General features: G+C 61.3%; 19 protein-coding genes. 10 read left to right on the top strand and 9 right to left on the bottom strand.

Annotated features, from left to right (window positions below; genetic code table 11):
- The first annotated feature begins 29 nt into the window (after positions 1 to 29).
- The 7 genes from mreC (at position 30) to tldD (ending at position 9,964) form a co-directional block, all read left to right on the top strand.
- Complete coding sequence (gene mreC / locus BN1130_RS20830; RefSeq protein ID WP_042044347.1) at positions 30 to 914, top strand: rod shape-determining protein MreC; 885 nt, start codon at positions 30 to 32, stop codon at positions 912 to 914.
- Positions 914 to 1,399, top strand: coding sequence for a rod shape-determining protein MreD (gene mreD, locus BN1130_RS20825; protein ID WP_042044346.1), 486 nt, complete (start codon positions 914 to 916; stop codon positions 1,397 to 1,399). The genes mreC and mreD overlap by 1 nt, the downstream gene beginning before the upstream one ends.
- Positions 1,400 to 1,401: 2 nt before the next feature.
- Positions 1,402 to 1,989, top strand: coding sequence for a Maf family protein (locus tag BN1130_RS20820; RefSeq protein ID WP_042044345.1), 588 nt, complete (start codon positions 1,402 to 1,404; stop codon positions 1,987 to 1,989).
- 86 nt (positions 1,990 to 2,075) lie between these two features.
- Positions 2,076 to 3,545, top strand: coding sequence for a ribonuclease G (gene rng, locus BN1130_RS20815; protein WP_042044344.1), 1,470 nt, complete (start codon positions 2,076 to 2,078; stop codon positions 3,543 to 3,545).
- Positions 3,545 to 7,441 carry a YhdP family protein gene (locus tag BN1130_RS20810; protein WP_042044343.1) on the top strand — a complete coding sequence of 1,299 codons (3,897 nt, stop codon included), beginning with the start codon at positions 3,545 to 3,547 and terminating at the stop codon, positions 7,439 to 7,441. The genes rng and BN1130_RS20810 overlap by 1 nt, the downstream gene beginning before the upstream one ends.
- A gap of 33 nt (positions 7,442 to 7,474) precedes the next feature.
- Positions 7,475 to 8,281, top strand: coding sequence for a carbon-nitrogen hydrolase family protein (locus tag BN1130_RS20805; protein ID WP_042044342.1), 807 nt, complete (start codon positions 7,475 to 7,477; stop codon positions 8,279 to 8,281).
- A gap of 234 nt (positions 8,282 to 8,515) precedes the next feature.
- Positions 8,516 to 9,964 carry a metalloprotease TldD gene (tldD, locus tag BN1130_RS20800; RefSeq protein ID WP_042044341.1) on the top strand — a complete coding sequence of 483 codons (1,449 nt, stop codon included), beginning with the start codon at positions 8,516 to 8,518 and terminating at the stop codon, positions 9,962 to 9,964.
- Positions 9,965 to 10,038: 74 nt separating this feature from the next.
- On the opposite strand, the gene BN1130_RS20795 is transcribed toward tldD, so the two are convergent.
- Positions 10,039 to 10,734, bottom strand: a complete 696-nt coding sequence (locus BN1130_RS20795; protein WP_042044340.1) for a MarC family NAAT transporter — start codon at positions 10,732 to 10,734, stop codon at positions 10,039 to 10,041.
- A 145-nt stretch (positions 10,735 to 10,879) separates the two neighbouring features.
- The gene (locus tag BN1130_RS20790; protein WP_042044339.1) at positions 10,880 to 12,196 is read right to left on the bottom strand and encodes an MFS transporter; all 1,317 of its coding nucleotides are present in this window, start codon (positions 12,194 to 12,196) and stop codon (positions 10,880 to 10,882) included.
- Between the two features lie 153 nt (positions 12,197 to 12,349).
- On the opposite strand from BN1130_RS20790, the gene BN1130_RS20785 reads away from it, so the two are divergent.
- Positions 12,350 to 13,057, top strand: a complete 708-nt coding sequence (locus tag BN1130_RS20785; protein WP_042044338.1) for a Dph6-related ATP pyrophosphatase — start codon at positions 12,350 to 12,352, stop codon at positions 13,055 to 13,057.
- 70 nt (positions 13,058 to 13,127) lie between these two features.
- On the opposite strand, the gene ypfJ is transcribed toward BN1130_RS20785, so the two are convergent.
- Together ypfJ and BN1130_RS20775 are read right to left on the bottom strand one after the other, a co-directional pair.
- Positions 13,128 to 13,994 (bottom strand): KPN_02809 family neutral zinc metallopeptidase, encoded by an 867-nt coding sequence (gene ypfJ / locus BN1130_RS20780; RefSeq protein WP_042044337.1) that lies wholly within the window; start codon positions 13,992 to 13,994, stop codon positions 13,128 to 13,130.
- Positions 13,995 to 14,107: 113 nt separating this feature from the next.
- On the bottom strand, positions 14,108 to 14,383 hold the full coding sequence (locus BN1130_RS20775; RefSeq protein WP_042044336.1) for a hypothetical protein: 276 nt from the start codon (positions 14,381 to 14,383) through the stop codon (positions 14,108 to 14,110).
- A 229-nt stretch (positions 14,384 to 14,612) separates the two neighbouring features.
- On the opposite strand from BN1130_RS20775, the gene BN1130_RS20770 reads away from it, so the two are divergent.
- Positions 14,613 to 15,116, top strand: a complete 504-nt coding sequence (locus BN1130_RS20770; RefSeq protein ID WP_042044335.1) for a GNAT family N-acetyltransferase — start codon at positions 14,613 to 14,615, stop codon at positions 15,114 to 15,116.
- A gap of 77 nt (positions 15,117 to 15,193) precedes the next feature.
- On the opposite strand, the gene BN1130_RS22770 is transcribed toward BN1130_RS20770, so the two are convergent.
- Entirely contained in the window at positions 15,194 to 15,367 is a 174-nt protein-coding gene (locus BN1130_RS22770; RefSeq protein ID WP_198135319.1) for a hypothetical protein, read from the bottom strand.
- 538 nt (positions 15,368 to 15,905) lie between these two features.
- Here BN1130_RS22770 and BN1130_RS20765 point away from each other — a divergent pair.
- Positions 15,906 to 16,376, top strand: coding sequence for an Lrp/AsnC family transcriptional regulator (locus BN1130_RS20765; protein WP_042001133.1), 471 nt, complete (start codon positions 15,906 to 15,908; stop codon positions 16,374 to 16,376).
- Positions 16,377 to 16,449: 73 nt separating this feature from the next.
- Here the strand turns inward: BN1130_RS20765 and BN1130_RS20760 are convergent, their stop codons facing one another.
- The 4 genes from BN1130_RS20760 to dbpA form a co-directional block, all read right to left on the bottom strand.
- Entirely contained in the window at positions 16,450 to 18,417 is a 1,968-nt protein-coding gene (locus tag BN1130_RS20760) for an LTA synthase family protein (protein WP_042044334.1), read from the bottom strand.
- Positions 18,418 to 18,799: 382 nt separating this feature from the next.
- On the bottom strand, positions 18,800 to 20,227 hold the full coding sequence (locus tag BN1130_RS20755; RefSeq protein ID WP_042044333.1) for a PepSY-associated TM helix domain-containing protein: 1,428 nt from the start codon (positions 20,225 to 20,227) through the stop codon (positions 18,800 to 18,802).
- A 238-nt stretch (positions 20,228 to 20,465) separates the two neighbouring features.
- Positions 20,466 to 20,756, bottom strand: coding sequence for a YkgJ family cysteine cluster protein (locus BN1130_RS20750; RefSeq protein WP_042044332.1), 291 nt, complete (start codon positions 20,754 to 20,756; stop codon positions 20,466 to 20,468).
- A gap of 91 nt (positions 20,757 to 20,847) precedes the next feature.
- On the bottom strand, positions 20,848 to 22,227 hold the full coding sequence (dbpA, locus tag BN1130_RS20745) for an ATP-dependent RNA helicase DbpA (protein WP_042044331.1): 1,380 nt from the start codon (positions 22,225 to 22,227) through the stop codon (positions 20,848 to 20,850).
- Positions 22,228 to 22,351: the final 124 nt, after the last annotated feature.

The following is a 22,351-nucleotide window of genomic DNA, read 5'->3' as shown; positions in this document are numbered from 1 at the left end:
GCCGAGCGCCGGCTCTTTTTTGACGACACATGAAACCCATTTTTGGTAGAGGCCCTTCGCTTCAGTTACGGTTGTTTCTCGCCGTCATCATCTCGGTTGCTGCCATCGTTGCGGATTCCCGCTTCGGTGTGTTCACGCACGTCCGCGTCTATCTGAGCTCCCTCGTCAGCCCGCTGCAATATATCGCCAATGCCCCCAGCTCCCTGCTCGACACCATGTCGACCCAGGTGCAGACCCGATCCAGTCTCATCGAACAGACCAAGCAGCAAGAACAGCAGTTGTTCACCCTGCGTTCCCGTCTGCTCAAGCTGGATCATCTGGAGCATGAGAATCAGCGGCTGCGGGAATTGCTTGGCTCTCCCGTGCATAACGAGTCCCGCAAGATGGTGGCCGAGCTGCTGTCGGTGGATTCAGACCCCTTCAGCCATCAGGTGCTGATCAACAAGGGGGCACTGGATGGCGTCTATAACGGCCAGCCGGTGATCAACGATCAGGGGGTGATAGGTCAGGTGCTGCACGTGGGCTCGACCACCAGTCGGGTGCTGCTCATCACCGATACCAGCCACGGCATTCCGGTACGGGTGCTGCGCAATGATCTGCGCGCCATCGCTTCCGGCAGCGGCGAGCTGGACAAGCTGGAGCTGCGCAACCTGCCGCGCAACACCGACGTCCAGGTCGGCGATCTGCTGGTCACCTCGGGCCTGGGTGGCCGCTTCCCGGAAGGTTATCCGGTGGCGACCGTGACCCGCTCTGACTATGTGGAGGGCAAGCCCTTCGCCCAGATAGAGGCCAAGCCCCTGGTGGCGCTGGACAGATTGCGTTACCTCTTGCTGCTCTGGACTGACAAGAAGCCCGAAGTCCACGACGAAGAGGCCGCTGCGCCCGCGACCTCGGCCGCGGGGGCGACCCGCTGATGCTGGAACCCGCTAGCGGGCGACTCTGGATCTGGGTCTCGGTCATGTTGGCCCTGAGCCTCTCCATCATGCCGCTCCCTTTTCAGTTCGAGCCCTTCCGGCCGGACTGGCTCGCCATGGTACTCATTTACTGGGCGCTGGCCTTGCCCCACAGGGCCAATGTCGGCACCGCCTGGGTGGCTGGCCTGCTGCTGGACGTGCTGCTGGGCAGCACGCTCGGGGTGCGGGCCATGGCCATGGCCATCACCACCTATCTGGCTGCCTTCCAGTTCCAGAAGATCCGCAACTTCTCCCTCTGGCAGCAAGCCCTCATCATAGGTCTGCTCTCCCTGGTGGGTAAGGTCGCCATCTTCTGGTCCGAGCATCTGTTTGGTCGTGCCAGCCTCAATCTGGCCTATTTCTGGTCCACCCTCTCCACGATGTTAATATGGCCTTGGGTGTTTCTGGTGCTGCGTAAAGTGCGCCGCCGCTTTAATATCAAGTGATTATGAGCAAACATAACGAACTGCAACTCTATCTCGCCTCTGGCTCTCCCCGTCGCAGGGAACTGCTGACCCAACTCGCTTACCGCTTTGAGGTACTCAGGCTGGATGTGCCGGAACAGCGTCTCGAGGGGGAGAAGCCCCAGGATTACGTCTGCCGCCTCGCCCGTGACAAGGCGATGGCCGGTGTGGCAGCGGCCCCGACCGCATTGCCGGTGCTGGGTGCCGACACCATAGTGGTGCTGGGGGATCGGGTGCTGGAGAAGCCCTCCGACCTGCTCGATGCCAAAGACATGCTGGAGGCACTCTCCGGTCGGGTGCATCAGGTGATGACGGCGGTGGCCCTGGCGACGAAAGAGCGTTGTGACGTGCGACTGGTGACCACCAATGTGGCCTTTCGCAAGCTGGATGAGAGCGAGATTGAGGCCTATTGGCGCACCGGTGAGCCCTGTGACAAGGCCGGGGCTTATGGTATCCAAGGGATAGCTGGCAAGTTTGTCAGCCGCATCGAGGGCAGTTACAGCGCCGTGGTCGGCCTGCCCTTGCTGGAGACGGATCTGTTGATCAAGGCACATCTGGAACAGGCGGGCTGAGTCTCTCTCCGCGTTTACCCTGTTACCTCCGCCCCTGTTCCGGATGGGCTGCCCAGAATTCAAAACTAGAACAGACAAGGTAACTTATGTCGGTAGAACTGCTGGTAAACGTCACTCCCTCAGAGACCCGGGTCGCCTTGGTCGAGAATGGCTTGCTGCAAGAAGTGCACGTAGAGCGCCAAGCCAAGCGTGGCATAGTGGGCAACATCTACAAGGGCAAGATCAGCCGGGTGCTGCCTGGCATGCAGGCGGCCTTCGTCGACATCGGCATGGACAAGGCCGCCTTCCTGCACGCCTCCGACATAGTGCCCCACACCGAGTGCGTGGCGGTCAAGGAGAAGGAGCAGTTCCAGGCGGGCAACATCGCCGAGCTGGTCCGTCAGGGGCAGGACATCATGGTGCAGGTGGTCAAAGATCCCCTGGGCACCAAGGGCGCCCGTCTCACCACCGACATCACCCTGCCGTCCCGTTATCTGGTGTTTATGCCGGGCAGCGCCCACGTCGGTGTCTCCCAGCGGATCGAATCCGAGGCCGAACGTGAGCGCCTCAAGCGCACCGTGGCCGGCTATGTGGACGATCTGGGCGGCTACATCATCCGCACCGCCGCCGAAGGGGTGGGGGAGCAGGAACTCGAGCAGGATGCCGCCTTCCTGAAACGGCTGTGGCGCAAGATCCTGGAGCGCAAACACAAGTACCCCCCCTGCAAGATCCTCTATGAAGATCCCAGCCTCGCCTTTCGGGTGGTGCGTGACTTCGTCGGTGCCGAGCTCGACAAGATCCGGGTCGATTCCAGGCAGAGCTTCGAGGCGCTCAAACGCTTCACCGAGGAGTATGTGCCCGAGCTTGCCAGCAAGCTGGAGTCCTATGCGGGGGAGTCGCCCATCTTCGATCTCTATGACGTGGAGAACGAGATCCAGCGCGCCCTGGAGCGCAAGGTGGAGCTGAAATCCGGCGGCTACCTCATCATCGACCAGACCGAAGCCATGACCACGGTGGACATCAACACCGGCGCCTTCGTCGGCCACCGCAATCTGGAAGAGACCATCTTCAACACCAACGTCGAGGCCACCGCCGCCATCGCCCGTCATCTGCGGCTGCGCAACCTCGGCGGCATCATCATCATCGACTTCATCGACATGCAGTCCGAGGATCACAGGCGCCGGGTGCTGCACAGCCTGGAGCTGGCCCTGGCCAAAGACAGGGCCAAGACCAACGTCAACGGCTTCTCCCAGCTCGGCCTGGTGGAGATGACCCGCAAGCGCACCCGGGAGAGCCTGGAGCATGTGCTCTGCTCCGAGTGCCCCGAGTGCAAGGGGCGCGGCCGGGTCAAGACGGTGGAGTCGGTCTGCTTCGAGATCCTGCGGGAGATCATCCGCGTCAACCGTGCCTACGATGCCGATCAGTTCACCGTCTATTCGGCCCCTGCCGTGGCGGACTATCTGCGCGGGGAGGAGTCCCACAGCCTGGCCGAGCTGGAGGTGTTCATCGGCAAGCAGGTGCGACTCATCAGCGAGCCGCTATGTGGTCAGGAACAGTTTGATGTGGTGATGATGTAGTGATCCACCGCTGGTTGAGTCGGGGCTGGCTGGCCCTCGGAGTCTGCTTCGTGCTGCTGGCGCTGCTGGTCAGCCTGGTGCGCCTTGGCGGCCCTCTGATCAACCAGCATCGCCAGGCCCTGCTCGATCATCTGCTCGCGGGCAGCCAGCTGGAGGCCAGCGTCGACGCCGTCGGCCTGGACTGGACCCAGAGCGGCCCCGCCTTGGCCCTGACCAACTTCACCATAGCCCCGGATTCGGGGCGTTTTGCCATTCGCCTCGGCAAAGTCTGGGCTCACCTCGATTTCTGGCAATCTCTGCAGCGGCTGAGGCCCGTGTTTGGCGAGTTGCAACTGAGCGATGGCGATATCCACCTTGATCTGAGCCAGCCCGCCGTGGAGCAGAAAGAGAAGCCCCATGACCAGCAGCGGGCCCTGCTGCGTTTCTTGCTGACCCAGCTCGACACCTTCGATGTGCACAACACCCGCGTCAGCATCACCACTGCCCTGGGCGCGGTGCGGGCGCTGGATGTGGCCAACTTGCGCTGGCGCAACAGCGGCAAGCGCCACCAGGGGGTGGGCAAGGCGTATCTGGTCAACGGGGTGGGGGATAGCACCCTGGATCTGATCCTGGATGTCACCAACCCGGCACGCAGCTTCGACAGGCTGGAGGGGCAGCTCTACCTTGGCGCCAAGCAGCTCGATCTGGGCCCGCTGCTGGCCCGCATCCATACCGGTGAGCCCAAGGTTGACGGCCAGCTCGACTTCCAGCTCTGGAGCAGCTTCGCCGGTGGCCAGATTGGCGACTCCCTGCTCGCGTTTGGTAACAACTACCTCATCTGGAAAGATCCCAAACAGGGCGAGACGCACCATCTGGGTCTGCAGGGCGGTAAAGTGCAGCTGCGTCGGGACGGGGATGACTGGCAACTGGCCAGCCACGAAATGACCTTCAAGCTCGACGGCAAACCCTGGCTGCGCAGCAGGTTGCAACTCGAGCGCATCGGCGACCGGATCCAGGGTTATGTGCCCGCCGTGGATCTCAAGCAGGCGGCCAGCCTGAGCCAGCTGGTCTCTGGCCTCTACCCCGCGTTGACCGAGACCCTCAAGCAGACCCAGCCCGAGGGGGAGATCAAGGAGCTGTTTTTGCAAGCCGCCGGAGATTGGCAGGGACTCTCGCTGCGGGGGGATCTTGCTCACCTCAAACTCAAGGCGTGGCAGGATGTGCCCGGTGTGCAGGATCTGAACGGCGAGTTCTGGCTCACTCCGACCGGCGGCAGCGCCCGACTGCGGATGAGCAAGGACAAGCTGGATCCGGCCCGTCACTTCAAGCGCGTCATCCCAATCGATGACTTCTCGGCCCGCCTCGACTGGTGGCGCGACCCGGAGGGTTGGGTGCTCTACGGTCAGGATATTCTCCTCGATAACCCTGACTTGAGCCTGAGCAGCCGTTTTCGACTCGATTTGTTCGAACATCCCTTCCTTGCCCTGACCGGCCATGTTGACGTCAAGAATGCGGCCCACGCCGATGGCTACTTCCCCCTTGCCGTGATGGGCAAGAGCCTGGTCGATTACCTGAGCGCTGCCATTCAGGGCGGTCAGGCCAAGGGGGCCGACCTGCTCTGGTATGGCGAGTTCAAGGACTTCCCTTATGCCAAGGGAGAGGGCATCTTCCAGGCGGCCGTGCCCCTCGAGCGGGCGCGCTTCCAGTTCGATCCCGGCTGGCAGCCTCTCACCGACTTGCAGATAGACTTGCTGTTTCAGAATGCCAGCCTGGATATGCGCAGCCACGCTACCCGGCTCGGCAAGGCGGGATCGGACGATGTCCATGCCTGGATCCCGGATCTCTACCCCGGTGCCCATCTCTACATAGACGCCAAGGTGGCGGGGGAAGGCAAGGCCATCAGCGACTACCTGCAAGCCTCGCCCCTGAAGGACTCGGTCGGTCAGGCCCTGGGCGAGCTGGAAGTGCGCGGCCCGCTCAAGGGGACGGTCAAGCTCGACATTCCCCTGGATGGCAAGGGGGAGGTCAAGGCCGAGGGCCACGCAGATTTCGATGGCAACAAGGTGCGGGTTGCCTCCCTGAACCTGCCTCTGGAACAGGTGCAGGGCCGCCTCGAGTATGACAATGCCCAGACCCGCTTCAAGGGGCTCAAGGCCAGACTCTGGGACCAGCCCTTGACTCTGGATTATCACGGCAGGCAGCAGCCTGGGGTCTATAAGGTTGACCTTGATTTCAAAGGGAATTGGGACAGCGCCCGCCAGCCAAAGCAGATAGGCGACCTGGCCATCTTGCGAGGACGCAGCGACTGGCGCGGCAAGCTGGCGCTGAACCTGCCAGGGGGTAAACCCTTTAACTTCCAGCTCGAACTCGATTCGGATCTGCAGGGCATGGCCCTGGAGTTGCCTGCCCCCCTCAACAAGGCGGCTGGGGCGCGCCAACCCCTTAACGTCACGGTACGAGGGCAGAGCGGGGTGGCCGAGATCCATGGCGCCCTGGGCACAGATGTCGCGCTGCAAAGTAGCCTGGTCTATGGCGAAGCCAGCCCCTATCTGAGCCGCTTGCGGCTGGACGTGGGCGGCGCCGGTAGCAGGGCGCTGCGCGACAAGCCCATGCTGATCGCCATCAACCAGCCCAATGCCGATGTGGCAGGCTGGCTTGCCAAGCTCAATCGCTGGTTACCGGAGCACGGAGACCAGAGCCCGGCCCTGGTGGGGCCAGCCTTCTTGCCGTCAGATTGGTGGGTGGATGGCCAGCTGGCACAGGCGAGTCTGGGCAGTGCCCTGCTCAAGGCCGTGCACTTCACGGTCGGGCCCGTCGCCGGGGCGACCGAGGTGATGATCGACAGCCCCGATGTGATGGGGGTAGTGCGACTCCCCCTGGCGGACAGTCAGCCGGTCGATGCCCAGTTTGCCCGTATTCACTGGTCCGGCAATAGCCAGGACTTGCGACCCGGTGCCGATGCCAGTCAAGACAGGGCCATCATGGACGCCATGCCCTGGCTCAGGTTCAGCTGCCTGGATTGCCGTTTTGGCAGCTTGCCCCTGGGAGCGGTCAAGGGAGAGCTGGTGCCAGCCCCCGGCAAGGTAAGCCTCAAGGGGCTCGACATGCGACTGGCGAACAGCCAGCTCAGCGGCAGTGCCGACTGGATAGCGAGTGCCAGCGGCATGCAGACCCAGGCCCGGCTGGAGATAAACAGCAAAAACAGCGAGCTGCTGCTCAAGCGGCTCGGTTACACCTCCCCCATCGGCGATGCACCCGCCAAGGCCAAGGCGAGTCTCAGCTGGCAGGATGTACCTTATCGACTCAACCTGGCAAGCCTGAACGGCACGGCCGAGTACCAGCTGGAAGGCGGCACCCTGCGTGAGGTGAACGACAAGGGCGCCCGGTTGCTCTCTCTGCTCAGTCTGGATTCGATCCTGCGCAAGCTGCGCCTCGATTTTCGCGACGTGTTCGACAAGGGCTTCTATTTTGAGTCCATGTCCGCCACCGCCAAGATCGACAAGGGCATAGTGCACAACAATGACTTCTACATGAAGGGCGCCGCGGGTAATCTCAGAGGCGAAGGGGTGCTGGATCTGGTCCGTTGGCACATCGATTATGAGCTGAGTTTTTCCCCCAACCTGGGGGGCACATTGCCGGTGGTGGCGGCCTTCTCGTTGACCCCCATCACAGGGCTCTACGTGTTGGCGCTCTCCAAGCTGCTCGAGCCCGTGGTAGACGTCATCACCCGCATCGATTTTCGGGTCTCAGGTCCCATCGACGATCCCAAGCTTATCGAGGCGGGACGGGACAGGGCCATGATCAAGCTCAATCAGGATCAGAAGCAGGCGGTGGAGCAGGTAGCGCCAACCCTGCCCCCCAACGAGGTGAGCCCCTTCCTGCTCAACCCCAAGCATGATGGCCCGTCCCAGCGTTGAGACCCCATCCGGATGATGAACAAGGAGTGAGTCATGTGGCTATGCGCAATGCAGTTGATCTCGGGACGACACTGGGCCGATAACAGGGCGCAGATTGCCCGCTTGCTGGCCGAGCTCCCCCCGGCGCGCCCCTTGCTGGTGCTGCTGCCGGAGAACTTCGCCCTGTTTGGCGAACGGCAGGGTTATCTCGATGGGGCCGAGCGCCTTGGCGAGGGGCCCATTCAGTCCCAGTTGGCCAGCTGGGCTCAGGAGCATGGCATCTGGCTGGTGGCTGGTGCCATGCCGACTCGGATCCCGGGCTCGAGCCATATCCACACCAGCTCCCTGGTGTTCGATCCGGCGGGGGCCCGCCGAGGTCACTATCACAAGATCCATCTGTTCGATGTGGATGTGGCGGACAACCATGGTCGCTACCGGGAGTCCGAGACCTTCAGCCCGGGTCGGGAGGTCAGCCTGACTGACTCGCCCTTTGGCCCCCTCGGCCTCTCTATCTGTTATGATCTGCGCTTTCCCGAGCTCTATCGTCGGCTGAGCGCCCAGGGGGCCCGGGTGTTGCTGGTGCCTGCCGCCTTTACCGCCGTGACGGGGGAGGCGCACTGGGAGCCGCTGCTGCGGGCCCGCGCCATCGAGAACCAGTGTTATGTGGTGGCGGCCAATCAGGGCGGCAGCCACGAGACGGGCCGCCAGACCTGGGGCCATAGCATGATCATCGATCCCTGGGGGCGGGTGTTGGCCTGCCAGGATGCGGGCCCCGCCACAGTGCTGGTGAAGATGGATCCCGGGCTTGTCGACGAATTGAAACGCACCATGCCCGTGCTGCAACACGCCCGCTTGCTCTGATGGTGTGGTGAAGAGGTGAAGAACTAAAACGCAGTCGTTTGCCGATAGTGCACCACGCCCGGTTGCTTGATTGACGTAGGGTGCAACAAGCGAAGCGCATTGCACCTGTGTCTATGTTTGGGTTGGCGATGCAGTTCACTTTGTTCATTGCACCCTACGAATACGAACTTGTCACCGGGCCACACCGGATGAATTCACCGTTACGACGTCTCGCATCGAGAGTGGAGAGAAAGATTGAGTCTATTGAATCAGGTGAGTGCCTCCCTGCTGGCGCCCAATGGGCTGGATGAAGGCCGCTTGCAACAGCTGCTCGGCAGCCTGATGAGCCACCAGGTGGAGTTTGGCGATCTCTATTTCCAGCGCAGCTGGCATGAGTCCTGGATGCTGGAAGATGGCATCGTCAAAGACGGCAGTTACAACATCGACCAGGGGGTCGGGGTGCGTGCCGTCAGCGGTGAGAAGACCGGCTTCGCCTACTCCGATGAGCTGAGTCTGCGCGCTTTGGAGCAATCCGTGACCGCCGCCCGTGGCATCGCCGCCGCAGGCAGTCAGGGCAAGGTGAAGGCCTGGGCCAGAACCTCGGCCAACCTGCTCTATCCCGCCCTGGATCCTTTGCAGACCCTGGACAAGCACCAGAAGATTGCCCTGCTCGAGCAGATGGACAAGTTTGCCCGCAGTCTGGATCCGACGGTGACGCAGGTGATGGCCTCCATCAATGGGGTCTATGAAGAGATCCTGGTGGCGGCCACTGATGGCACCCTGGCCGCCGACATTCGCCCTCTGGTGCGCCTCTCGGTAACAGTGCTGGCGGAACGGGGCGAGCGCCGCGAACGGGGCAGCGCCGGTGGTGGTGGCCGCTTTGGTTATGACTGGTTCCTGGAACTCGATGGCCTTGAGAGCCGGGCTTTCGGCTTCGTGCGCGAAGCGGTACGCCAGGCGCTGGTCAATCTGGAGGCCATCGATGCCCCGGCCGGTACCATGCCGGTGGTGTTGGGTTCCGGTTGGCCCGGTGTGCTGCTGCACGAGGCGGTGGGCCACGGCCTGGAGGGGGACTTCAACCGCAAGGGATCCTCCGCTTTCGCCGGTCGTATCGGTGAGCAGGTCGCCTCCAAACACTGCACCATCGTCGATGATGGCACCCTGCAGGGGCGTCGCGGCTCGGTTAGCATCGATGATGAAGGGGTTCCCGGCGGCTACAACATGCTGATCGAGAACGGGATCCTCAAGTGTTATCTGCAAGACAAGCAGAATGCCCGCCTGATGGGGGTCGCGCCGACGGGCAATGGTCGTCGTGAATCCTATGCCGCCCTGCCGATGCCCCGCATGACCAATACCTACATGCTGGCGGGTCAGTATGATCCTGCGGAGATCATCGCCTCGGTCAAGAAGGGCATCTATGCCCCCAACTTTGGCGGCGGCCAGGTGGATATCACCTCCGGCAAGTTCGTCTTCTCCGCCTCCGAGGCCTATCTCATCGAGGATGGCAGGATAACCACCCCCATCAAGGGGGCCACCCTGATTGGCAATGGCCCGGAAGCCATGAGCCAGGTCTCCATGGTGGGCCGGGATCTCGCGCTGGATCGCGGGGTTGGCGTCTGTGGCAAGGAGGGGCAGAGTGTGCCGGTTGGGGTCGGTCAGCCGACCCTCAAGCTGGATCAGCTCACTGTGGGCGGTACCCAGTAAGTCTGGATGCTGGCGCTCATGACCATAAAAAACCCCGGCTCAGGCCGGGGTTTTGCATTGGGTAACACTGACGATCATGGTTTGGCGGGTAGCCGCTCCGACAAGGGGGCGGGAGCCTGCTGGGCGGAGGGTGCCGAGTGGAATACCGGATCCTGGGCGACCTCCTTGATGCCGTTGATGCAGAACTGCATCCCCATGCAGACCAGCAAGAAGCCCATGATGCGGGTCATGGCATCGATGCCTGTTTCACCCAGCAGCTTGCAGACGGGATCCGCCAGCTTGAGCACGGCCCAGCTGAACAGACTCATCAGGGCGAAGGCGACCACAACCCCGCCGTAGATGGGGAGGCGGGGAGTCTCTGTGGAGAGATCCGCAATCTGGGCGGCGCCACTGATCACCAGCGCCATGGTGCCAGGGCCGCACATGCTGGGCATGGTAAGCGGCACGAAGGCGATGCTCTGATTGGTGTCCGTCTCACCGGCCTGGGGCGGGGCCGGAAACAGCATGCGAAAACCGATGAAGCCGATGATGAGGCCGCCGGCCAGGCGCAGTCCCGGTATGGAGATACCGAACAAGTCGAGGATGGAAGAGCCGATGAAGAAGCTGACGCAGAGGGTGGCAAACAGATAGATGGCCGCGAGATTGATCTGGCGGCGTACATGCTCCCGGGACATGCCCTTGCTCAGACCCAGCAGCAGGGTCGCCGTGGTCGGCGGGTTTACCATGGGCAACAGGGCCAGCAGGGTCAGCAGTACAACCTGAAAAAACATGAGTAGCCTCGTTAGGATGGTGGTGGCGCGGGACGAAATGGCCTGCCCCGGCATCAGAAGTGCTTATATTATGCCGCTTTCACTCGATGGACACAGCATAAAGAAGCCCCGCCATGGCGGGGCTTCTGGCGTTCTCCAGGAGGCTTTATGCGACCTGGGGGGCACTCTGACGCGCGCTGCGATCTCGTAGCCAGAGGAAGAGGCCGAGCAGGAAACCCAGGAGTGACAAGGCCACCACATAGTGAGAAGGAGCCAGCACGTCATCCTTCATCCAGAGGGTGACCAGCATGGGGGTCAGGCCGCCGAAGATGGCGTAGGCCACATTGTAGGAGAACGACAGCCCGGAGAAGCGCACCACGGCCGGGAAGGCATTCACCATCACATAGGGGACAGCGCCGACAATGCCGACCGCGAAACCGACCAGGGTGTAGAGAGGGATCAGCTGTTCAGTCCCGCCCAGCAGACCGTGATAGAAGCTGTAGCTGGCCACCGCCAGCAGCAGGGAGCCCAGCATGAAGGTGGGGCCGCTGCCCAGGCTGTCGATGAGACGGCCATAGCAGATGCAGCCCAGAGTCAGGGCGACGATGGCCAGGGAGTTGGCTGACAGCGCATCGGCCGGACTGACCCCATGCAGCTTCTGCAGATAGGAGGGGGTCATCAGGATCACTACCACTATGCCGGCGGAGAGCAGCCAGGTCAGCAGCATGGAGATCAGCACGCTGCCTTTGTGCTCACGCAGCACCGTCTTGAGCGGCAGTTCGGCGGCCAGGGCCTTGTTGGCCTGCATCTCGGCAAATACCGGGGTCTCGTGCAGCCAGCGGCGCAGGTACATGGCGACGATGCCGAACAGACCGCCAAGGATGAAGGCCAGGCGCCAACCCCAGTCGCTGACATCGCTCGGGCTCATACCGCGGTTGATGGCGGTGGCCACCAGAGAACCGAGCAGTATGCCCGCGGTCAGGCCGGCGGTGAGGGTGCCACAGGCGAGGCCAACCCGGCGGGCGGGCACGTGCTCGGCCACGAAGACCCAGGCCCCCGGCACTTCGCCGCCGATGGCGGCCCCTTGCAGGATCCGCAGCAGCAGCAACAGCAGCGGGGCTGCAATGCCGAGGGTGGCATAGGTAGGCAGCAAGCCGATCAACAGGGTCGGCAAGGCCATCAGCAGTATGCTCAGGGTGAACATGCGTTTGCGGCCGATGAGATCGCCAAAGTGCGCCATGATGATGCCGCCGAGAGGGCGGGCCAGGTAGCCAGCGGCGAAGATGCCGAAGGTCTGGAACTGGCGCAGCCACTCGGGGATATCGGGTGGGAAGAAGAGCTCGCCTATCACCACGGCGAAGAAGACGAAGATGATAAAGTCGTAAAATTCGAGGGCGCCGCCCAGCGCCGCCAGGCTCAGGGTCTTGTAATCCTGCCGGTTCAGTGGGCGGGTGTGGCCATCAGCATGCGTGGCTGTTGTCATATCCTTATGTTTCCCCATCATTTTTTTAGTTATTGTTCCCCGCTCACGGGGATACGCTCAGCGTCGAGAGTATGCTTTTGTGTCCCCAGCTGTAAATCGCACAATGTGCAATACAGTCTTGCAACCTCGTGTTGACCATGAAGAGAGAAGCGAATGAACGAAATGGATAGGCCCCCTACACAGGTCCTGCTCTCCTGGAGCAGCGGCAAGGACAGCGCCTGGGCCCTGCATCGACTGCGTCAGGATCCCGACTTTGAGGTGGTGGGCCTGTTCTGCACCCTGAATCAGGCATTCGAACGGGTGGCCATGCATGGGGTGCGGCGCGAATTGCTGCAGCGCCAGGCGCAGTGCGTCGGCCTACCGCTCACCGAGATCATGCTGCCCTGGCCGTGCAGCAACGAAGAGTATGCCCGCATCATGGGGGAATTTGTCGCCGGGGTGCGGGCTCGGGGCATCACCCACATGGCGTTTGGCGATCTCTTTTTGGAGGACGTCAGGGCCTATCGTGAGCAACAACTGGCCAGTACGGGCATCACGGCGCTGTTCCCACTCTGGGGCAGCGATACCCGTCTGCTGGCAAGGGAGATGATGGCGGCCGGGCTCAGGGCCCATATCAGCACGCTGGATCCGGGCAAGTTGCCTGCCAGCCTGGGGGGGCATGGCTTTGATGAGGCGCTGCTGGCGGCACTGCCTGCGGATGTGGATCCTTGCGGCGAGCGGGGGGAGTTTCACACCCTGGCGGTCGATGGCCCCATGTTCCTGCGGCCCCTCGAGATCCTGGTCGGTGAGACGGTGATCCGGGACGGCTTCGTGTTCACCGATCTGCTGCCCGCCGATGCCATCAACCCTCCGCCTGGCTAGTTCGCCCGAGCGGGCTCGAGATGGCAAAAGGGCCGGATCCTGGCGGGATCCGGCCCTTTTTTCCATCCAGTCAGCGATTGGCGAAGGTGTTGCAACGACCAGGATCGCCGCTGTCGAAGCCGCGCTTGAACCACTCTAGGCGCTGGGCCGAGCTGCCATGGGTGAAGCTGTCTGGCACCACGCGCCCCTGGCCTTGCTGCTGCAGGCGATCGTCCCCAATGGCCTGGGCGGCATTGAGCGCCTCTTCCAGATCACCGCGCTCGAGTATCTGCTCGCGTTCCATCTGATGTCCCCAGACCCCGGCGAAGCAGTCAGCCTGCAACTCCAGCCTGACCGACAGCTGGTTCTGCTGAACCTGGCTCAGCCCCTGCTGCTGTTTGCGTACCTTGGTAGAGATACCGAGCAGATTCTGGACGTGATGACCCACTTCATGAGCGACCACATAACCCTGGGCGAAGTCGCCATCGGCCCCCAGCTTGGTCTTCATGTCCTGATAGAAGGAGAGATCGATATAGACGGACTTGTCAGCCGGGCAGTAGAAGGGCCCCATCACCGACTGGCCCTGACCGCAACCGGTGCGAGTCGCGCCGCGATAGAGCACCAGCTTGGGGGGCTGATACTGGCTGCCGGATGCCTGGAAGATCTGCTCCCAGGTATCTTCGGTCGAGGCCAGCATCACCGAGGTGAAACGCGCCAGCTCGTCATTGGCGGGGGCTGTGCCCTGCTTGTTGGGAGCGGGTTGCTGCGCCACCGACTGACTGGGATCCGTGCCGTTGAGCAGCGGGCTGAGATCCACCCCGTAGTAGCCGGCAACCATGACCACCACCAGCAGGATCAAGCGTCCCTTGCCGCCGATGGGCAGCCCCCCTCCGTTGCCGCCCCCCTGTTGGCGGCGATCCTCGACATTGTTGCTCTCACGACGGTTTTGCCAGCGCATGTTCACATCTCCTCAATCCGGTGGGAGTAATGATAATGGTTGCGGGGGAATTCTACCTGGTTGCCGAGCGGATGCTCCCCTGGGCCTGGCTGATGTTTGGCCCAGGCAAGAGACTATTCGGCCCAGGGCATCTCGGGCAGGCTGTCCAGGAACTGGCCATAGCGAACCAGGTTAAAGGGTCCCTGATCTGCATCCATCGCCATCAGCTCGGCACCGAGGGCACAGGCGATATATTGCAGCGCCTCTTCCCGGGCCATGCCCTTCATGGTGAGGCGCATCAGGGTCGCCTTGACCTGGAGCGGATTGCCCTCGGCCAACTGGTTCTCCACTGTTTCCAGCAGGGTCTGTTCGTCGAAAAATTCGGTGGCATCTTGGTTATGGTCGGTCATGGTCTGGCTCTTGGCGCCCGGCGTGGGCAGGGTAGAAAACAAGGGCCGCTATTATAGCCTGCCTGAGATGCCGAGTCCGGTCCGCGTGGCGAAACCCAGGTCAAGGGGCGAACTGGGCCAGCAGGAAACCCGATCCAGGCCAGGATTTCAGGGTGTGCTGCTTGTCATCTGTCCCCCTCGGGTGCAGGCTTGAGGGCCTCAATTTCTGCCTTCAAGCCACGAGAGAACCATGATCCACACCGATCGCCTGTCCCTGCGCGAACTCGATGCCAGTGATGCCCCCTTCATTCTTGAACTGCTCAATGATCCCGACTTTCATCGTTTCATCGGCGATCGCGGTGTGCGCGATCTGGCGGGGGCCGAGCAATATATTCAGCAGGGGCCCAGGGTGAGCTATGGCCAGCATGGCTTTGGCCTCTACCTGGTGGCGCGCAAGAGTGATGGGGCCAAGCTTGGCATCTGCGGGCTGGTCAAACGCGATACCCTGCCCTGCGAAGACATAGGTTATGCCTTCCTGCCTGCCTATCGCGGTCAGGGGTATGGCATAGAAGCGGCGAAGGCGGCCCTGCAGGATGGTCGGGAAAGGTTGGGGATTGTGCGAGTCATCGCCATCGTCACGCCGGGCAACCAGAGTTCACTGGCACTGCTGGCCAAGCTGGGATTGGTGCAACGTGGTCTGATCAGATTGAGCGAGGATGCTGACGAGTGCCTGCTGCTCGAGCCTGCCGGCTGAAAGTAGCAGATTCGATACGCAACAGGCCACCCCTGGGGGTGGCCTGTCTGTTTCGGCTGGCGGCTATATGAACCCGGTTAGTCGAGGTCTTCGATGGAGAACTCGGCAGGGAAGCCGTCGCACTGGATGGCAAAGCCACCGCTGAAACGGGTATTGAACTGGATCAGGTAGCCGGGGCTCGGATCCATGGGTGGCAAGTTGATGGGCTTGCTACGACGCAGGGGTTTGTGTGTGTGTATGGCTTTCATCATGGTATTTCTCTATATAAATTAAGTGTTTGCTCCTTGTGTTGGCAAATGTCAGGTTAATGGACGCGGTCGGCAGCGTGGTCGACAAGCGCGCAGGAATACCCAGCCCTGATGAGGGGCGTCTGCACTTTTCAAGGAATGCGCAAAAGAGTATGCGGATGCATAGTTCATTTGGGTGGGCAGATCGGGTCTGCACCGTGAGAGCCGGGCAACGCAGGCAGACAGCCTGACGGTTCTCAAGGCGAGTAAATCAGAAGAAGGTTATGCGGATACTGACAGGGTTCATCGTGAGGTGAAGCATTGCAGGGTAAACATAAACAGGGCTGATTAACTAGCCGGCGCGTACTATGTCGCTAACTTGTGCAAAAAGCAAACATTTATTTGGTGGTCTAGGGATAAATCTGAATTTACCTTCATCTAGCCTGACACCGGCCGCCTGCATATGGCCACGACCCTGAAGGGTGACCAGGCGTCTTCTGCGTTGTGTTTAGCTCGGTTGTCGGGCAGAGTTGGAGCAATTTGATCGGTTCAAGGAGTAGAGATGAGAAACCTGGATCAGCTGGATCTGGATATCCTGGCACACCTGTTTCGTGATGCTGGCATGACCAACAAGGACTTGGCGGCCCTGGTCGGGGTGGCCCCCTCCACCTGTCTGGAGCGGGTGCGTAAATTGCAGCAAGATGGGGTGCTCAAGGGGGCCCATTGCGAGGTCGATCATCAGGCCCTTGGCGGGCATATCCAGGCCATGGTCTCTTTGCAGCTGGCGCGTCACAGCCGCCAGATCATCGATGAGTTTCGCGATGCCATCCTGCTGTTGCCCGAGGTGATCAGCCTGTTTCACATGGGAGGCAAGGATGATTTCCTGGTGCATCTGTGCGTTGCCGATACGGAACACCTGCGCAACTTCGTGTTCGATCACTTCACCTCCCGGGAAGAGGTGGTTCACCTCGAGACATCCCTGGTATTCGAACACAGGTTCAGCCGCTCTTTACCCTGCTTTCTGACAACCTGAGCCAGCTCGGGTCAATAAAAAACCCGCCAGTTGGCGGGTTTTTTATTGATGGGGGCCATGGCCCTCCTGACTGCTATTTCTTGAGCGTCGTCTCAGCCTCAGGTGCGGTGCGATAGAGTCCTTTCTGATAGGCCATGCTGCCCCACAGCGCCAATCCCAGAGCCTGTTCTTTCAGGGTATCGGGTTGAGGCGTCGGGGTCAGGGTCTGCCTGGTTGCGTCATAGACGAACCCCTCGGCCGGTTGCTCCGGTTGCAGAATCACCACGTCCTTGCCCCGCATCAGGGCGAAGTTTTTGTCGTATTGCATGATGGCTCGCCCGGGCCAGTCGTCTGGCGTGCGGGTCAGATCCTGCCCCAGCATGGGGTAGCTGGCGCTGACCCCCATCAGGGAGAGCAGGGTCGGCGCCATGTCTATCTGGCTGACGATGCGTGCATCTTGCTTGGGCGCCAGGCCGCCACCCACTATGACGCCCGGAATATGGAAGCGAGGGATGGGAACCAGGCTGGCGCCCCCGACCCGGCTGTCATGGTCTGCGATGATGAGGAACAGGGTGTCCTTCCAGTAGTCGGATTGCTTGGCTCGCTTGAAAAACTCACCGATGGCGTAGTCGGCATATTTGGCGGCGTTGTTGCGAGTCGCCTTGGGCAGCTCAAACAGCTCGATGCGGTTGTCCGGGAACTCGAAGGGATCATGGTTGCTGGAACTGAATACCAGACTGAAGAAGGGTTTTCCTTCCTTATGCAGGGCCTCGAACGTGTCATTGGCCTTGGCCATCAGATCTTCATCCGACGCGCCCCATGAACCTTCAAAGACGGGGTTCAGGAAGTCTTTCTGCTCGACGATTTTACTAAAGCCATTGCCGAGGAAGAAGCTGCGCATGTTGTCGAAATGACTCTCACCCCCATAGATGAAGCTGGTGCTGTAACCACGCTGTTTGAGCAGATCCGCCAGGGTGAAGAAGTTGGTCTGGCTCTTGCCCAGCTTGACGACGGCTTGAGCCGGGGTAGGGGTAAAGCCGGTCACCACCGCCTCTATGCCGCGTACCGAGCGGGTGCCGGTGGCGTAGAGCTGGTTGAAGGCCCAACCCTCTTTGCTCAGGGCATCGATATTGGGGGTGAGGGGCAGGCCACCGAGGGAACCCACGAACTGGGCACCCAGACTCTCTTGCAGCAGTATGACCAGATTCTTCGGTTTGCCCTGGTGGCTGGCCAGGTTGAAGCTCTGGCTCGGCAGACTGGCCGAGTCGAAGGCGGCAGCAGAGCGACGACTCTCGGCGCGGACCAGCTCGATGACCCGCTCATCCGGCAGCTTGCCATACATGCTGGCCGCATCTTCCTCGTTGCCTAACTGCTTGATGGCGAAGAACAGCGAGTAGGAGGAGTTGACAGTCAGGGCGTTGACCAGGGGGTCGTCAGCGAAGGCGACCATGGCCGGATTGAGGGCGCGGTGGCCCAGACTGGAACGAGCGCCAAGGAAACCTATGGCCAGGATCAGCAAGGCGAAGGCAGGACGCAGGTACCAGCGGGGCAGCGCCAGATCCTTGAGCAGATGCCCGGCCAGGCGCCAGCCTCCCCAGAGGGTCAACAGGCTGATCAACAGAGAAAGCAGCAGTTCTGCCTTGCGGCCGGCCCACAGCATGGAGAGCACCTCTTTCGGATAGATGAGGTACTCGATGTAGAGACGGTTGGGTCTGACACCGTATTCGGTGATGAAGGAGGGCGTCGAGATCTCGAGAAAGACCATCAACCACAATCCCAGAGTCAGCCAGACACGCATCAGCCCGAGCCAGGCGCGACCTATCCCATGGGGACCTGCCAGCAGCATGGTGAACATGGCGGGGACGCCCCACAACCAGCAGAGGGTGGCGAAGTCGACCCGGATCCCCTGCAGCAGCATGGGACCCCAGCCTGCGACGGCATTGACGCGATCTTCCTGCCAGAGGGCCAGTCCCATTCGAGAGAGGCTGAGCATGGCGAGAGCGAGTAAAGAGAAGCAGGCAAAAGGCCAGAAGGGGCCTAGCCACTGTTTGAGCTGTTTCATTAAGGGTTCCTGATATGAGCCTGTATATGCCTGTTTCCTCAGGCATTATTTTATTGTCGTCGGTAAGACACTGCAGAAGGGCAAAGGTTGCAATCGAGGAGGCGACACAGTGGTTTATTCGCATTTTCATGCTACCCCCATCCTCCGGGTCAGGCTTGCAGTTACACATCCCTGCGCGCTCGCCACCATAGGGGAAAATACCCTCCATGCCCAGTGTTCATGGTGGGGATAAAGTGACCGGGGGAAGTGAACGGGTTTGCATCCTCGGGATGCAGGGGCGGTTGCCGGTATATGCCCGTGCGGGGCGCAATGTGAGAGCGGACAAATTCTGGCGTTGGAGGGATAAAAAAGGCCCCATAAGGGGGCCTGTTTCAACCTGGGGTCATCGCAACCTGGCCATGGGAGCCCCGAGGCGACTCAGCAACAGGCTGTCGAGTAGCCAGATGACCAGCATGGAAGCGCCGACCAGAGGGAAGGCGAGACCGAGCAAGGCCAGCAAGAAGAGGGCTCCGCGTAGGGAGGGCAGGGGAGTGGGCAGGGGAGGTACCCCGAGTCGGCCAGCCGGGCGGCGACGCCACCAGATCCAGAGGCCGCTGACCGCGCTCAGCAAGACCATCAGGCAGATGAGCAGCATGGCCAACTGATGGGGCCAGCCATACATCTTGCCCATGTGCAGCATGACGCCAGTTTCCACCGTCTTGGCGATCAGGTTGTAGTCCTGCCAGCGTACATCTGCCAGCACCTTGCCACTGTATTGATCCAGGTGGAGGGTGGCATCGTGACGGGGATCATCGGCAAACAGCGCCAGAGTGAAGACACCCTTGGAACCTGAAGGTGGCGTAATGCTATAGCCGGGTTGCACCTGGCGGCCCTCGGCGGTTGCCAGCACCTGCTGCCAGCTGATGCGACCGGGCTCGGCCGGGCCGCTCGCATGGCTCATGGCGCTATGATCGTGGGCGGGAGACTCCTGCATGGCGGCGTTCTGTGCCTGGTTTACATCCTGGTCGTGAGCAACCGATGTCGGCATCGGCTGGGTTTCCACCGCCCAGGGAACCGTCTGTTCGTGAGCGTGATTCAGGCTGCGAGCCAGCGGCGTTGAGCTTGGTACCTGATCCCACATCTGGGCCGGGAAGCTATTCCATGCCCCGGCGAACTTAGCTCCCCAAAAACCTGTCCAGGTCATGCCGGTCAAGAGTAGCAACACGAGGAAACCCGCCCCCCAGAAGCCGACGACTGCGTGCATATCCCGCCACCAGAGACGGCCTTGCTGATCCCGCCTAGGCCAGAGCAAGCCCTGCATGCCGGGTCCCTTGCGTGGCCACCACAGGTAGAGACCTGTGCCAAGCAGTACCAGCCCCCAGCCCGCCGCCAGCTCGATCAGTCGATCGCCTATGGTGCCCAGCATGAGCTCGGCATGGAGAGCCCGGGCAATGGTCTGCAGGTTATAGTGATTATCTTGGGTACCGAGCAGGGTGCCACGAATGGGATCGATGAAGACAGTCAGTTCCCGATCCTGTTGGCGTACCACCAATTGGTCGCTGCGATCCGGAGCCGGGGCCGGGATGTACTTCACTATCTGGCTATCAGGCAAGGAGCCATGGGCCTTGTTGACCAGAAAGTCTGCATCCATACGGGGTTCGCCCGGCACGACAACGAGTTGCTCGGAATACATGAGTCTATCCAGCTGGGGCTGGAACAGATAAATGATCCCGGTCAGGGAGAGCAGGATCAGAAAGGGGGCAACAAACAGACCTGCGTAGAAGTGCCAGCGCCAGATCCTTTGGTAATGACTCACGTCCTTATTATTCACATGACACTCCTCGGCAAAAAATAGAAACCTTCTTGCTGGTGGAAGGTTTGGCGCGCGCATGATAACAGCAATATTTTGTCGGTCGCAACTGTACAGATTACCGCCGGGTCCAGGCCGCGAGCCGAGGCTCTACCTCAGGCTCTGAATGAGGGACTGATTTGCTGGGGATGCCTGGCAACAGTGGAAAAATTCAAAGGAGTTCGGGGACAGGTATCTGGCGGAGCAATGGTTTGGCAGATCAGGCCAGCTTGATAAACCATTTGTCCCGTTCGTCGACACAGTCGGGCTCACCCATTTCGAACTCGCGGCAGATAAGGGGGCGAACTTCATAGATGCGGCACATCATGGTGTTACGATCCAGCGCCGCGCACCAACCATCTTCCAGGCGGTGCATCACGGGCACCTGTCCTTCTATCTCGTCCACATAGCGATCCGGCACGCCGGTGTCGGTAAACAGCATCACTTCGAGGCGACAGCAGCAGGCCTCGCAGTTCTGACAGCTGACTTCGGGTGGATTAGCGTGGGACATGGGTTATCTCATGGGGGCTGGTTTGGTTGAAGATGACACAGGCGCCTGCAACGGGCGCCTGTGTTCTATGGGGCTGACGACAATCTGAACCTTAACCCAGCTTGCGAGCACGGTAGGTGCGGCCTTTGATCTTGCCCTCTTGCAGCTGCTTGAGGGCTGCGCTTGCCACCTGGCGCTTGACGGCCACATAGGAATACTGCTCGGAGACCTGGATTTTTCCGACGTCACTACCGGCTATGCCGCCCTCACCGGTCAGGGCGCCCAGGATGTCACCGGCCCGCACCTTGCTCTTGCGGCCCGCATCGATGGAGAGGGTCACCATCTGCGGCGCGATCGGCTTGAGTTCGCGGCCAATGCTGGCCAGATCGCCATGGGGGATAGGGGCCTGTTGGTACTCTTCGATGAAGTTGACGCGCTGGGCTTCGTTCCCCTGATAGAGACTCAGGGCCAGGCCTTGCTGACCGGCGCGACCAGTACGGCCGATGCGGTGCACGTGGATCTCGGGGTCATAGGTCAGCTCGAAGTTGATGACGGCGCCCAGCTCCTTGATGTCCAAGCCACGGGCGGCCACGTCGGTGGCAACCAGGATGGAGGTACTGCCGTTGGCGAAACGTACCAGCACCTGATCCCGCTCCCGCTGCTCCAGATCGCCATTCAGCGCCAGTGCCGAGAAGCCCTTGGCGGCCAGATGGTCGGCCACGTCGTTACAGGCGCGCTTGGTGTTGCAGAACACCACGCAGGAGCTTGGCTGGTAGTGGCTCAGCAGCCAGCTGAGGGCCTCGAGTCGCTGACCGGCGGGCACTTCATACAGCTTCTGTTCGATTGCGCTGCCTTCGTGGAGAGATTCCACGCTGACTTCGACCGGATTGCGCTGCACACCGCGGCTCATCTGGGCGATCCCCTCCGGGTAGGTGGCGGAGAAAAGCAGGGTCTGGCGGCGCTCGGGGGCATAGCTGATGACTTTATTGATGTCTTCGCCAAAGCCCATGTCCAGCATGCGATCCGCTTCGTCCAGCACCAGGGTTTCCAGGCTGGAGAGTTCCAGAGTGCCCTGCTCCAGATGCTTGAGAATGCGGCCAGGGGTGCCGACGGCGATGTGAGCACCAAACCCCAGGGTGGCGGATTGCGGTGCGGTCGGCGTGCCGCCGCACAGGGTCACCAGCTTGATATTGGGCAAGGTACGGGCCAGTCGACGGATCTCCTGAGCCACCTGATCCGCCAACTCGCGGGTCGGGCAGAGCACCAGCCCCTGCACGTCGAGACGGTTTGGATTAAGTCGGGAGAGCAGGCCAAGGGCGAAGGCGGCTGTCTTGCCGCTGCCGGTTTTGGCCTTGGCGATCAGGTCTTTGCCATCGAGCACCAGGGGCAGGCTCTGTGCCTGGATCGGGGTCATCTGCAGATAGCCCAGGCTGGCGAGGTTCTCAAGCAGGGCAGGAGAGAGGTTGAGGCTGCTAAATTCGCTGTTGTTCACAAAAGGACTCTATTTCGGAAAAATGGGGGGCGCGTGGCGCTAAGGGCGCGCATTGTACCAGAAGTGGGCATGAAATGTGGCGGATTTTTGAACATTCAATAGCGAGGTTTAAGGGGATGGCAGT

It is taken from the genome of Aeromonas rivuli, assembly GCF_000820045.1.
Classification (GTDB): Bacteria; Pseudomonadota; Gammaproteobacteria; order Enterobacterales; family Aeromonadaceae; genus Aeromonas; species Aeromonas rivuli.
This window is presented reverse-complemented; position numbering and strand designations above follow the sequence as displayed.